The sequence below is a fragment of the Dolichospermum lemmermannii CS-548 genome, from assembly GCF_028330815.1.
In the GTDB taxonomy this organism is placed as follows: Bacteria; Cyanobacteriota; Cyanobacteriia; order Cyanobacteriales; family Nostocaceae; genus Dolichospermum; species Dolichospermum lemmermannii.
Genome location: NZ_JAQMTJ010000063.1, coordinates 1 through 12,279 on the forward strand (window position 1 = coordinate 1; position 12,279 = coordinate 12,279).

Consider the following 12,279-nt stretch of genomic DNA (forward strand, 5'->3'; position numbering starts at 1 on the left):
ATTTAGGCAGGTATGAAGAAGCCATATCTTCCTACGACAAAGCTGTGGAATTTAAACCTGATAAACACGAAGCTTGGTACAACCGGGGCATTTCCCTAGACAATTTAGGCAGGTATGAAGAAGCCATATCTTCCTACGACAAAGCTGTGGAATTTAAACCTGATAAACACGAAGCTTGGTACAATAAAGCTTGTGGTTATGCCTTGCAAGGTAATATTGAACAAGCAATTGAAAACCTAAAAACAGCAATTAGTTTAAATCTTGATAAGTACCGAGAAATGGCAAAAACTGATTCAGATTTTGATGCTATTCGGGAAGATGAACGTTTTCAAGAATTGATTAAATAAATTAGGTATAATAGGCATATACTGAATTTTATTAATTATGAATTTATAATATAGTGTATTCTAAATTTTAGCTTTATATGAGTTCTTTTTTTTGAATATATCTGAACATTGGGAAGTACAGTATTTGCGGTGATATTAAGTAGAACACACTAAAATACCGCTATCAGGTTCAATAGTAATGTAGCAACCATAGTATTTATCTAGTTCTTTACTCCCAACTCATCACTATGACACAGGACCACGACCACCATCATCACCACGAACCTGGACACCATCACAGTCACGCCCCAGCCACATTTAGCCGGGCTTTTGCCATTGGGACTGCACTGAATATAGGATTTGTCATTGTTGAAGCCACTTATGGCTACTTAGCACACTCTCTGGCTTTGTTTGCTGACGCGGGTCACAACCTAAGTGATGTCTTGGGACTCCTCCTAGCGTGGGGTGCAAGTTCCCTAGCCCGTCGTCCTCCCAGCCACCGCTATACCTATGGCTTGCGTGCTTCTTCGATTTTAGCTGCTTTAATCAATGCTGTGGTCTTGCTTTTGTCTATGGGTGCTATTGCTTGGGAAGCTATTCGCCGCTTTAATGATTCTAGTCCAGTATCGGGAGAAACTATTATTGGTGTTGCCCTGGTCGGCATTATCATTAATACTGCTACTGCACTCATGTTTATGTCAGGACGCAAAAGTGATTTAAACATTCGGGGAGCATTTTTACACATGGCTGCTGATGCCTTGGTATCCTTGGGAGTTGTGGTAGCTGGAATTGCGATTTTATTTACCCATTGGCTGTGGCTTGACCCCTTAGTTAGCTTAGTGCTTGTGGCTGTTGTTGTAGTTGGGACGTGGCATTTACTTAGAGACTCCGTAAATTTGGCACTTGATGGCGTACCAGCAGGAATTGAACCCAGGGCTGTGAAAAATTACTTAATTGAATGTCCTGGGGTGTTGAAAATTCATGATCTTCACATCTGGGCTATGAGTACGACAGAAACCGCACTCACAGTTCATTTAGTCATGCCAGAAGGCTATCCTGGTGATGCTTTTTTATGGGAAGTTTCTCAGGAACTTGAACACCATTTCGGGATTCAACACTCTACTATTCAGGTAGAAACGGGGGATTCGGCGTATCCCTGTGCTTTAGAACCAGACCATGTGGTTTAAGCATAAGATCCTGATCTACACATAGTTGCAAAAAAAATATAAATAAATGTTATTTTTTTCAGAAAAATGTTATATTTATTTACATAAGACAACAAAGCTTAGTAAATCCTAATTGGAGTGCTGATCATGACTAATGCAACAAAAACAGCTAAAGCACCTGTAGCTACAGATCGCAACGGTTGGCGCTGGGGCTTTACATCCGAAGCAGAAATCTGGAATGGTCGTTTAGCAATGATTGGTTTTTCAGCAGCAGCTTTGATTGAACTATTTTCTGGTCAAGGCTTTCTCCACTTCTGGGGTATTCTGTAATTTCTCCATAACATAATTTTTGAGTAATCAAAAGCCTGGTAGTTGATAATAACTGCCAGGTTATTTATTTGGGAATATAAGATATACTCGTACCAGTGCCAATAATTTACAAAAAGTTTTATACAAATATTTCATCTCATGAATAATCAACTTTTGAAAGAGAAATTACAAGCAACTATCAAAAAAAATCAAATTAACAGTGATGGTTATCCTCTTACTAATTTAAAGCTTGATAAAAGTTTAGTTGAGGAAATTGAACAATTAACAACAGAACTAGAAAGTCTCAATCCTAACCCTCAGCCTCTTCTCCATGCTACGGATTTATTAGATGGTGCTTGGCAACTGCAATACTCCACAGCTAGAGAAATCCGTTCTTTAGATTCTCTACCATTGGGATTACAAATAGGTAAAGTTTATCAAGTAATTAATATTGCCGATAAACTATTTTTTAATATAGCTCAAGTGCAACATCCTCTGGGTTTAATATCAGGATATGTGAAAGTAACAGCTAATTTTGAACCTGCCATAGATATATCAAATACAGCAGATAAACGCATCAATGTTTATTTTGATAAACGTTATTTAGCTATTGAAAAAATTGTCGGTATTAATACCCCTAAATTAAATCCATTTAAAGTTGTAGTAGCTAATAATCCTCAAGGGAGAATTGCCACTCTCGATATTACTTACTTAGATGAAACTTTAAGAATTGGCCGTGGGGGAGATGAAAGTTTATTTATTCTCAATAAAGCCAATGATGTACCTAAATTAGCCTGTTAAATCCACATTTAAAATTCAAAAAGATATAACTACGGTTTTTCCCTTGCGGGGTATCTCTACTCCATTCAGGTAAGTTTTTTTGGATTTATCTATGGTATTAATCTTCTGATTACTGCGTTTATTATCTACACCTTGAGTTTGTTTTTTGGCATTATTGATAATCTCAGCAATATCATTCATGTACGCATCTTGATCATCCTGTGATGATTGACAATGACCACCACATAAAGTTTCTGCTTGTGCGGGAGTTATCTCTTCCAAAAATGATCTGATATCAATCTGATTAATATCCGCATCTATGATTTTATTCATGGTTTTAATGAATGATAACTATGTCTATAGGAATCCTATTTGATTTTTGAAATATACTTAGGGTGGGAAATACCACCCTACACTACTTAATATTGTATGGCTACGCCACGCAAGCTATCAGAAATGCTTTGGGATGCCTATTGATTCCAGGTTGGCAAAAATTCTGATAATTTTCATCTATCTATTGGCTAATGTTTTATTGACGAATAGATAAACTGCTGGATGATTCCGTTCGCATTTTTCTAGTTTCTTCCAAAATTTTATCTATATCCTCTTGGGATAAACGTTGAATATAGTTAATTTTAACTTCTTCTAAAAAGTCATTTAGTAAACTTTGAATTTCTACCAGAACTTGTTTTTTCTGAATTTCTGAAGTGAATGAAGTTGTAAATTTTTCTATTAGCTGAGTGGAAAGTTTTGCCGCGACAGGATCTTTGATGGTACTAGCTAAAGCAGCATAGATATTATTAGTAATTTGGGTGGCTAGTTGTTGACTAATTTGTGTTTGGGCTTTACCTAATCCTGGTACCATGCGGATATTACTATAGCCTGGTAATTGCTGACAAGCGATTTCAATACTATGGCACAAAATGGCATTTACTTCTGGTTGGATTTTTGGTAATACTTGATTAACAAGAGTTTTAATTAACAATCCAGTAATTGCTTCGACTTCATTGATATTATTAATATCTATGTAAGAACGCACATTTTCTGATTCTAATAACCAACGAGTAATTTCACCTCGTTGAATTGAACCTTGAAATTGATTAATTACTTGAACTACGACAATTTCTGTAATTTCTTCGGCAAAATTGGCAAGAATACCTTGATGAATTTGCCGTCTAATTACATAAAAATCAACTAATTTGGCTTGATCTAGTCTTATGGTCACTGGGATGACTCGTAACCATTGCCAAATTGGTATTAGTAATAATAGATCATACCACCGCCAGAGAATTGCCTCGAACCAACTTAAATGACTATATCTACGTTTGATGAAGAAAGTACGTCCTAATAATTCTATAGCAAATAAAATTACAAATGGTAAATCAATTATCCAAAAATTATTCAAAAATTCCCCATTTTCACCAATTTTACGATAATAGTTTTTGGCAATTCCCGGACGAATTTTCTGGTTGAAAAAGTCTATTTCCTGATTCCAACCATGTTTAGATAAATACTCTTGACTCCAAAAAGTATTAAATGCACCTTTTGCAGATTCTTTACTGACGCGTTCCCGCATTCGGTTTTTGATTTTTTCTAGAGTTCCACCTTTCCCCGCACCGGCAAAAGGATTAGTTTCAATCATTTCTTTGCTGAGAAAACGAAGGTCTGCTAATTTGGCTTTGACTTGCGGTGAGATTAAGCCTGTTTGAGTTACCTGTACTTCCAATCTAGCTACTGCTTCTAAATATTTTTTTGTATCACGATGAGGTTCAATACCTTTAATTGGATCGTATAAACGAGTTAGTTCAGGAAGTCTGCGGAAGTAAAAATCTCGCCAAGGTACGTAACTTAAATCAAAGAAAACTAATACTAAGTTAGCAGTGGCGGTAATTGCCATTACCCTTTCAAACCATAGGTTTTTTCGCTGGTAATTTTTTAATTTACTCATGGTTTCTTATATGTGGTAAATTGTGGGTTTATGAAATACAGTAGCATCAGTTTGAAACCCAGTTTTAGGTAGGTTGAGGAGTGACTAAATATTGCTAAAATTAAAGTATGTTGGTATAAACAAGTAGCAACACAGATTTTTCAGAATTGAGACTATTAGCAGATGTCGAATAGTAATTTTTCTTATACCCATTAATAATCAATCAAAGTCAAATTAATCAGAATTAATCATTAATTATGAAGCCAGAGGTTAAAAAAACTTCAAAATTACCTGTTAGTCTCTTAATATCAAGGATTTAATCCCAAGGAGTTTTTATGATGTGGTGTAGTTTCGACAAATCTAGAGTAACTATAGCTTTAACCTGTATGGTAGCAGCTAGTGTTGTAGCTTCAGACATAGCTTTTGCAGCCCGTCAGCGCAACTATACGCCGGACGAATTCCGATCTGTGTTACGGGGGTTGGGTTATAACGTTAAAGTTACCAAAGATCCTCTGACTGATGAGGAAACTAAAAAGGCTATCAATCAATTTCAAACAGCCTACAAGTTAAAGGTGGACGGGAAAGTAGGCCCCAAAACCCAAGATCAAGCCGCGAAGATCGTCGAAATTCTGCAAGCTAATTTGAATACTGTACTTAAACCAAAAACTCTACTTCCCCGTGATCAATTCTACAGTCCCCAGTTAGAAGAGTTGGTAAAGGAGTACCAGAAAAAACATCAACTCTCAGAAACTGGGATTGCTGATTTACGACTTCGCCAAAAACTAAATGAAGAAGTTAAGAACATCATTGATAAACTAACACCAACAGCTACACCAACGGTTACACCAACGGCTACACCAACAGCTACACCAACGGTTAAACCAACAGCTAAACCAACGGCTAAACCAACGGTTAAACCAACGGTTAAACCAACAGTTAAACCAACAGTTAAACCAACAGTTAAACCAACAGTTAAACCAACAGCCACACCAACGGTTAAACCAACGGCTAAACCAACAGCTACACCAACGGTTAAACCAACGGCTAAACCAACAGCCACACCAACGACTAAACCAACAGCTACACCAACAGCTACACCCGAAAAGTAAAGTCAAGAATTAGCAAGTAAATATGACAGGCTATTCGGCCTGTCGAATGTTTATTTAATCTAAAATAAAATTCACCTTTTCAGCTTTAAAGCTTCCGTTGCTGATATTCCTTCGCCTTGAGTACCGAAATACCATAAAGCTGCACTAGCTTCAGCACGAGTTACAGGTTTCTTGGGTTGAAATAAGGTTGTATAACCAAAAACTCGGCGAATATTTGATTGTTCAGCATTTTGGAAGTCTGCTAAAACTGCTTTTAATGCTTTCGGTTCAATGTTACCTGCATCTTGAAAACCCCAAGTTTGTTTAACGGCTTCCAAACTGGCTGCGGGTAAGGCTTGGCGAGTATCTAAAGGAACTTTCCATAAAATTAATTGTTCTCGCGTCAAGGGTGCATCAGGACGAAATAATACGGCTGTGGCATCTCCAGACAAAGCACTGGGAATTAAACCTGCTTCGGCTAATCCCTGAATGACAGGAAAATCAGGATCTTTGGTTAAGATGTCTCTAAAAGCTGGTTGGGTGCTGGGGGATGCTAACCGGATTTGTTTGGCTGGATTATTCGCATACATGGCATTATTAGCTGCAACTAACCAGCGGGCATATTCCCGACGGGTGATAATTTTATCAGGAAGAAATTCGGTTGTTTTCGGTTCGATAGATAATACACCCAATGTAGCTAAATCTTGAATATGAGATCGCCATTCGGGTGGTGCTTTCTGAATATCACTGAATTCCTGAGTTGTTAAGGTTTCCGGTTGGGTGGTTGGCTGTAGGGTTGGCTGAGTGACTACGTTAGTATTATTGCTATTAGGTAATACTGGACCTATAAATTCAGAATTATCTGATGGTATAACTGGGTTAGTTGATGTGTCCTTAGAATTAGATGAATATTCAATTACTAATTTAGTAGCAGTTTGCGGTTGATTGGGTTCAGCTTTGGTAACTGTTTGTGGTTTAATTGTGACATTGATGAGTAGATCATTGCGTCGGGCGGAAAAAGCCCCATCTACATCATCTTGAGGCTGTTGGACAATTTGCCAGTTTTTAGCCTGAAATTGCTGGCGGTAAAAGCTGGTAATTAAATTACTAGGATCTGCACTTTGCCACCGAATTGATATTTTATTTTCCGAATTAGCTGGTGTAACTTCCTCTAGTTTGGCGTTGGGATAAATGGGTATATCTGCGGGAAAATCAGCTGGTAATTTAATTGTTGATGTGTTGGGGTTTGGTGTTATTTGCTGACTCTGAGATTTGCCAAAGGGAACAGGATTATTTTGCAACTGAGGGTCAGCCGCTAATGATTGTTCTAGGTTTTTAGCAGATTGACTGTTAGCACAGGCTGTTAAGGATAGTAAAACAGCTAAACTCAGGAATACAGCAGGGTAGTTACGGGAAAACACAAAGAAATCACAAATTGATTTTCACCTTCTACACTAGCATTTTTGGGGCTTGATTACTGGGGAAATTCTATTGAGTTAAGTTCGGATTTTGCCTATAATGATTTTCTATAAAAGCGAATAGAATTCGCGTCTACACAAACAAAGTCCACCTGCGTGGACTAACAGAAAATTCAACTTTTTAAACCCACGGAGGTGGGTTTTGCCTGTGTAGACGCGGTTTCTAACCGCCCTTTAACTCATATAGAATAAAAATATGACTTCCCAAGATTTTCAATATCAATTTGGTGGTAGTCTTCCTCCTCATGCACCCACTTATGTCACCCGCAAAGCTGATAATGATCTATATCAGGCTGTAAAAGCGGGAGAGTTTTGTTTTGTTCTCAACTCTCGACAAATGGGAAAATCTAGTTTACGTGTCCGCACAATGGAAAGATTGAAAGCGGAAAAAATTGCTTGTGTGGCTATAGATTTAACTGCAATTGGCACATCTGGGTTAAATTCTGAACAATGGTATGCGGGAATTATTAATACTATTGCTGAAAGTTTAAATTTAGATGAGCAATTCAATTTAGATCAATTATGGGAAGAAAACAAACGATTTTCTGATGTGCAGATTTTTGGCAAGTTTATTGATAATTTATTAAAATTAATTCCTACACAAATAGTTATTTTTATTGATGAAATTGATAGTATTCTCAGTTTGAATTTTCCCGTTGATGATTTCTTTGCTTTAATTCGGGCATTTTTTAATCTTAGAGTTGACAATTCTGAATATAACCGTATTAATTTTGTATTGTTGGGAGTTGCCACACCTTCGGAATTAATTCAAGATAAAAAACGGACTCCTTTTAATATTGGTAAAGGTATTGAATTAACGGGATTTGAATTTACAGAAGCTTTACCTTTAATTAAGGGGTTTTCTCACCAAACTAATAACCCGGAAGCAGTATTAAAAGCGATTTTAGATTGGACAGGAGGACAGCCATTTTTAACTCAAAAAATATGTGATTTTATTAGTAAATCTACAACTGTCATTCCTATTGAAGAAGAAGTTAGTTTTGTAGAGAATTTAGTCAAAAATAAAGTAATTGAAAATTGGGAATCTCAAGATGAACCGGAACATTTTAGAACTATTCGAGATAGAATCTTAAAAAGAGATGAACAAAAAGCCGCTTGTTTATTAGATTTATATCAACAAATTTGGCATTCACAAGGAATTGATACTGATAATAGTATTGAACAAAGTGATTTACAGTTAGCGGGAATTGTTGTTAAAAAGAATGGTAAATTAAAAGTTTATAATCAGATTTATCAGACGATTTTTGATGGTTTATGGATTGAAAAAACTTTAGCTAGTTTACGTCCTTATGCAGAGAATTTTCGACAGTGGTTGTTATCAGGTAAACAGGATAAATCTCGATTATTGCGAGGGGAAGCTTTAGCAGAAGCAGAAACTTGGGTAAAGGATAAAAGTTTAGGTTTTGAAGATAAGGAATTTTTAGCAGCTAGTCGTACACAGGAACAGGAAGAAAATATTTCTAAAATCAGAGAATTATCAGCAGTAGCTTCTCAACTACAACAAAAAAATAAAGTCAATGAAGCTAATCAACTCTTAAATATTGCTGGATTAGTTTTACAAGAAAAAATCAAAAACCAGGAACTTAAAGAAGCTTTATTAGATAGTTCTCTAGTTTTAGGATATGAATCTTTAGATAATTCAAAAGATAAAAAATATACCCAAGCCAAAGAAGACCTTATTAAAAGTTTTGATAAATTACCAAAGGAAAATAAAGTTGATAAAAATGATTCAAGTTATTTAGCTACTTTAGTTTACATTTACTATGTAAAAGGTAAATTAGAAAAATCATTAAATAATTCCAAAATAGCCTTAGCAAAATATAATCTTCTCAAATCTCAATTAACGTCTAATCTTGATTTATTTAAGTTAGACCTGAATATTCTATATAATGATAATGTTAATATTATCGCTAATCTTTATCGTCAAATTAATGATTTAGATGGCTCAAATACAGAATATTATGAATCTTTAAAAGCACATTTATTAGATGAATTAGACTATTTAATGAAAGAAAATAGATGGAAAGAAGCAGATGAGAAAAATTGGCAGTTTCTTCTGGTTTCAGCTAAAAGAGAAGAACAAGGATTTTTAGACTTAAATGATGTTAAAAATTTTAACTGTAAAGATTTAAAAGCAGTAGATGATTTATGGGTAACAAACTCACAAGGAAAATTCGGTTATAGCGTCCAAAAAAGAATATATCTGGAAACAGGTAATTCTTTAGATTTTGACTGGGAAAAGGGAGAATTTACAAAATGGAACGAGGATGGGTATAATAGGTTCGCCGAAAGGGTGGGATGGAAGAAGGAAGGGGGAGACTGGATGAATTGGGAAATACCCTTATGGGAAGCAAAAAATTTAGATACGTATAAGTTCGTGGGTACAGTACCGACCGGTTTTCGTGTTAGAGGTAAATTCTTTACGCCAGGTGGGTTGAGAATTCAAAGTCTTTCGGTGTTATGCTCTCTTCTTGCAGAGATTTGTAGATTTTAGCAGGTAAGTCTTTCAGAGTATTATTAAGATTTGTTAAGCATTCATTTTCCACGAAAGAATAGGCTTTTCAAATCAATTCAAAATTGAGTAAATGTAACAGAAAAGATTTTATAATAAAATTATAACTCAATAGTTACATCATGCCAGCGAAAGATATATACCATAATGAAGTCAGAAATTCATTAATAAAAGATGGTTGGACTATCACAGATGACCCTTACGTTATTAAATATGAAGATGCTGAACTCTACGCTGACTTAGCAGCAGAAAAACCTATAGCAGCAGAACGTCAAGGGCAGAAAATTGTGGTAGAAATCAAGAGTTTTGCGGGTAAATCGCAAATGTATGATTTTCACAATGCCTTGGGACAATACATAGTATACAGGAAACTTATTCAACTTAGTGCGCCAGAATATAAACTTTATTTAGCCATTGATGATATTGTTTATGATAAGTTTTTTCAACGTAAATCTGTACAAGCAGTCATCCAAGAAAATCACCTTCTATTAATAGTTGTAAACACAGAAAAGGAGGAAATTCAACAATGGATAAATTAGAACAATATCGCAATGCTATCAAAAAGATATTGACAGAATATTATGAAATTAGTAATCCTCAAAATGTTGAAAATGGGGAAATTGAAGCTAGTGAACGTTTAGCTTTTGATGAAAAAAGAGATCAATATATTTGGTTTCGGTTTGGCTGGGATGACAAAAAACAGATACAGCATATTATCATCTATCTTTGCATTAAAAATGGTAAAGTTTGGGTGGAAGAAGATGTAACTAATTTATGTATTGTTGATGATTTGTTATCAAATGGAATACCACAAAGTGATATTGTTTTGGGTTTCCACCATCCAAGTAAACGCAGTTTAACAGAATTTGCTACTGCTTAAAGAGGCAGATTTCTCATGAATGATTTAGAATAGCTAATAGAAATGTAAATTTGGCGATTAACAATAATGACTATCAAAGAATTGCTCTTACAAGAAATTGACAACACCCCCAATGAAATCCTAGAGGATTTATTTAGTTTTTTGCAATCACTGAAAACAGATCCAAAACATCCCTCAAGCATATATCAAGAACTCTTAGAGCGAATTGATTACCTTGAAGCAATAGTAGGTATTCGTAAAGGACTAGATGAGTTTGAGCAAGGTCAAGGAATTCCTGCCGAGGAGGCATTAGCAACCCTAGAAGACAAATTTAATATTCCTCCTCGCTCATGAATTATCAAGTTATTATTCAACCTACAGCCTTTCAAGAAATAGAAACTTCCTATCGTTGGATGTGCGATAATCTGAGTCCTGAAATGGCAAACAATTGGTACTATGAATTTCAAGATACTATCGCATCATTACAAAACTTTCCTAATCGCTGTAGCAAAGCACCAGAATCCAAAGTTATTGGTTGTGAGGTTCGGCAAATATGGATCGGAAAAAAAAGAAAATATCGAGTTTTGTTTGTAGTCATGGAAGATGTTGTCGCAATTCTTCATGTTCGCCACAGTCGCCAATCTTATCGAGGTGAGGAATCTGAATGATTGTTGTCAACGATCACTTTTGGGGAATATGTGAGTAAACTTACGAAGTATCTCTTAGCAAGGATGGTAGATAAAATCTTGGGTTTCGTTTGTTTTATACCAAAAGTAAGATATAATTCATTACTAATAAACTAATTGTCTTTATTAGTATGGTTTTCAGCTTTCTTGGTAAATTATTCGGTAAAACCCCAAAACCTGAATCCCCAGAAATCACAGGTTTAATCAAAATCTCAGGATGTGAAAATCCTAAACGCTGTGGTGATATAATTTTTGTTCACGGTTTAGGTGGTCACGCAAGGTCAACTTGGCATCCTCAAGAATTACCAAATGATGATAACTTTTGGTTAACATGGCTTGCACAAGAAAGACCAGATTTAGGAATTTGGTCTTTTGGTTATAATGCTGCACCCTCTGAGTGGAAAGGTGCAACAATGCCATTTTTTGACCGTGCATTCCTATTCAAATAGATTCTACGCAAGCTTTAAAATTACGCAGTTTGGGGTTAATTGAATTTAAAGGAAATGAAGTACAATGTCTTTGTGATTTATATCGGCTTTATTTTCGAGAGCGTATATAGCAGTTATCGCGCTTGATGCAATACAACTGTAGGGTGCGTCAGATATCAATACAGCACTTCCCGGTGTTATGAGGTACATATCTAGCGGGCAAGACTTGTACTGAGCTTGTCGAAGTATGCCCGCACTACAAGAGTTTCATGATTCAACTTTGTACCTCATAAGAGCGGAAACCGCTGTAATTTGTTTATTTGCAGGATTTATGCGGTCTGACGCACCCTACCAATGTGCCAGTTACGTAAATCATAATATAGTCTAAATTTATACCTTTCTTGGTTAATAGAATATTGATTGGTAACGCCAATAGTGGCGGTTATAGGTTTTGAGAAATTTATAGAAAGTTTTCGCCAATGGTTTGAAGTGGTAAGCTGGGAATAAGGCAACTCTGCGGCTGTTTGTAAGAATTGATGGACGGGTAAGGGATGATTTAATGCTTCTAGTGGGGAAGTGATTGCAAGTTGCATCGGTGTTACATAATTAGCTATAGGTTTGTATGCATTTGAATGAGTTACGGAATATATGGCAAAAGCCTACATTAAGGGACTCTTGACTTCTACTAGTAGTCTGTCA

The 12,279-nt window shown here is 35.8% G+C and carries 16 protein-coding genes; 12 read left to right on the top strand and 4 right to left on the bottom strand.

Annotated elements, in window-relative coordinates; genetic code table 11:
- From PN450_RS03380 to PN450_RS03395, 4 genes are all read left to right on the top strand, one after another.
- A partial coding sequence (locus PN450_RS03380; RefSeq protein ID WP_271835429.1) for a TPR end-of-group domain-containing protein occupies positions 1-347 on the top strand: 347 nt, incomplete at its 5' end.
- A gap of 227 nt (positions 348-574) precedes the next feature.
- The gene (locus PN450_RS03385; RefSeq protein ID WP_271835430.1) at positions 575-1,513 is read left to right on the top strand and encodes a cation diffusion facilitator family transporter; all 939 of its coding nucleotides are present in this window, start codon (positions 575-577) and stop codon (positions 1,511-1,513) included.
- 126 nt (positions 1,514-1,639) lie between these two features.
- A complete protein-coding gene (locus PN450_RS03390) occupies positions 1,640-1,822 on the top strand; it encodes a chlorophyll a/b-binding protein (RefSeq protein ID WP_168631835.1) in 183 nt (60 codons plus the stop codon).
- 138 nt (positions 1,823-1,960) lie between these two features.
- Complete coding sequence (locus tag PN450_RS03395; RefSeq protein ID WP_213711798.1) at positions 1,961-2,602, top strand: PAP/fibrillin family protein; 642 nt, start codon at positions 1,961-1,963, stop codon at positions 2,600-2,602.
- Positions 2,603-2,617: 15 nt separating this feature from the next.
- On the opposite strand, the gene PN450_RS03400 is transcribed toward PN450_RS03395, so the two are convergent.
- Positions 2,618-2,914 carry a hypothetical protein gene (locus tag PN450_RS03400; RefSeq protein ID WP_271835431.1) on the bottom strand — a complete coding sequence of 99 codons (297 nt, stop codon included), beginning with the start codon at positions 2,912-2,914 and terminating at the stop codon, positions 2,618-2,620.
- Positions 2,915-3,110: 196 nt separating this feature from the next.
- Positions 3,111-4,529 (bottom strand): hypothetical protein, encoded by a 1,419-nt coding sequence (locus PN450_RS03405; RefSeq protein ID WP_271835432.1) that lies wholly within the window; start codon positions 4,527-4,529, stop codon positions 3,111-3,113.
- A gap of 317 nt (positions 4,530-4,846) precedes the next feature.
- On the opposite strand from PN450_RS03405, the gene PN450_RS03410 reads away from it, so the two are divergent.
- The gene (locus PN450_RS03410; RefSeq protein WP_271835451.1) at positions 4,847-5,617 is read left to right on the top strand and encodes a peptidoglycan-binding protein; all 771 of its coding nucleotides are present in this window, start codon (positions 4,847-4,849) and stop codon (positions 5,615-5,617) included.
- Positions 5,618-5,688: 71 nt separating this feature from the next.
- Here PN450_RS03410 and PN450_RS03415 read toward each other — a convergent pair whose 3' ends face one another.
- Positions 5,689-7,017 carry an S-layer homology domain-containing protein gene (locus PN450_RS03415; protein WP_271835433.1) on the bottom strand — a complete coding sequence of 443 codons (1,329 nt, stop codon included), beginning with the start codon at positions 7,015-7,017 and terminating at the stop codon, positions 5,689-5,691.
- Between the two features lie 253 nt (positions 7,018-7,270).
- On the opposite strand from PN450_RS03415, the gene PN450_RS03420 reads away from it, so the two are divergent.
- From PN450_RS03420 to PN450_RS03450, 7 genes are all read left to right on the top strand, one after another.
- A complete protein-coding gene (locus PN450_RS03420) occupies positions 7,271-9,589 on the top strand; it encodes an AAA-like domain-containing protein (protein ID WP_271835434.1) in 2,319 nt (772 codons plus the stop codon).
- A gap of 140 nt (positions 9,590-9,729) precedes the next feature.
- Positions 9,730-10,146, top strand: a complete 417-nt coding sequence (locus tag PN450_RS03425; RefSeq protein ID WP_271835435.1) for a XisH family protein — start codon at positions 9,730-9,732, stop codon at positions 10,144-10,146.
- Positions 10,134-10,487: a XisI protein gene (locus tag PN450_RS03430; RefSeq protein ID WP_271835436.1), complete on the top strand. Its 354-nt coding sequence runs from the start codon at positions 10,134-10,136 to the stop codon at positions 10,485-10,487. Before PN450_RS03425 ends, PN450_RS03430 begins: the two co-directional genes overlap by 13 nt.
- Positions 10,488-10,553: 66 nt before the next feature.
- Positions 10,554-10,820, top strand: a complete 267-nt coding sequence (locus tag PN450_RS03435; RefSeq protein WP_148759785.1) for a prevent-host-death family protein — start codon at positions 10,554-10,556, stop codon at positions 10,818-10,820.
- Positions 10,817-11,134, top strand: a complete 318-nt coding sequence (locus tag PN450_RS03440) for a type II toxin-antitoxin system RelE/ParE family toxin (protein WP_015078245.1) — start codon at positions 10,817-10,819, stop codon at positions 11,132-11,134. The genes PN450_RS03435 and PN450_RS03440 overlap by 4 nt, the downstream gene beginning before the upstream one ends.
- A 149-nt stretch (positions 11,135-11,283) precedes the next feature.
- A complete protein-coding gene (locus PN450_RS03445) occupies positions 11,284-11,601 on the top strand; it encodes a hypothetical protein (protein ID WP_271835437.1) in 318 nt (105 codons plus the stop codon).
- Positions 11,602-11,630: 29 nt separating this feature from the next.
- Entirely contained in the window at positions 11,631-11,711 is an 81-nt protein-coding gene (locus PN450_RS03450) for a hypothetical protein (protein ID WP_271835452.1), read from the top strand.
- Between the two features lie 198 nt (positions 11,712-11,909).
- Here PN450_RS03450 and PN450_RS03455 read toward each other — a convergent pair whose 3' ends face one another.
- A complete protein-coding gene (locus tag PN450_RS03455; protein ID WP_271835438.1) occupies positions 11,910-12,173 on the bottom strand; it encodes a hypothetical protein in 264 nt (87 codons plus the stop codon).
- Between the last annotated feature and the right edge of the window lie 106 nt (positions 12,174-12,279).

What these genes read in the sequence shown, in the direction of transcription:
- PN450_RS03445 (WP_271835437.1), top strand. Translation starts at nt 11,284, where the DNA reads ATGGTTTTCAGCTTTCTTGGTAAATTATTCGGTAAAACCCCAAAACCT.
- PN450_RS03430 (WP_271835436.1), top strand. Translation starts at nt 10,134, where the DNA reads ATGGATAAATTAGAACAATATCGCAATGCTATCAAAAAGATATTGACA.
- PN450_RS03400 (WP_271835431.1), bottom strand. Translation starts at nt 2,914, where the DNA reads ATGAATAAAATCATAGATGCGGATATTAATCAGATTGATATCAGATCA.
- PN450_RS03390 (WP_168631835.1), top strand. Translation starts at nt 1,640, where the DNA reads ATGACTAATGCAACAAAAACAGCTAAAGCACCTGTAGCTACAGATCGC.
- PN450_RS03420 (WP_271835434.1), top strand. Translation starts at nt 7,271, where the DNA reads ATGACTTCCCAAGATTTTCAATATCAATTTGGTGGTAGTCTTCCTCCT.
- PN450_RS03440 (WP_015078245.1), top strand. Translation starts at nt 10,817, where the DNA reads ATGAATTATCAAGTTATTATTCAACCTACAGCCTTTCAAGAAATAGAA.
- PN450_RS03455 (WP_271835438.1), bottom strand. Translation starts at nt 12,173, where the DNA reads ATGCAACTTGCAATCACTTCCCCACTAGAAGCATTAAATCATCCCTTA.
- PN450_RS03385 (WP_271835430.1), top strand. Translation starts at nt 575, where the DNA reads ATGACACAGGACCACGACCACCATCATCACCACGAACCTGGACACCAT.
- PN450_RS03395 (WP_213711798.1), top strand. Translation starts at nt 1,961, where the DNA reads ATGAATAATCAACTTTTGAAAGAGAAATTACAAGCAACTATCAAAAAA.
- PN450_RS03435 (WP_148759785.1), top strand. Translation starts at nt 10,554, where the DNA reads ATGACTATCAAAGAATTGCTCTTACAAGAAATTGACAACACCCCCAAT.
- PN450_RS03410 (WP_271835451.1), top strand. Translation starts at nt 4,847, where the DNA reads ATGTGGTGTAGTTTCGACAAATCTAGAGTAACTATAGCTTTAACCTGT.
- PN450_RS03405 (WP_271835432.1), bottom strand. Translation starts at nt 4,529, where the DNA reads ATGAGTAAATTAAAAAATTACCAGCGAAAAAACCTATGGTTTGAAAGG.
- PN450_RS03425 (WP_271835435.1), top strand. Translation starts at nt 9,730, where the DNA reads ATGCCAGCGAAAGATATATACCATAATGAAGTCAGAAATTCATTAATA.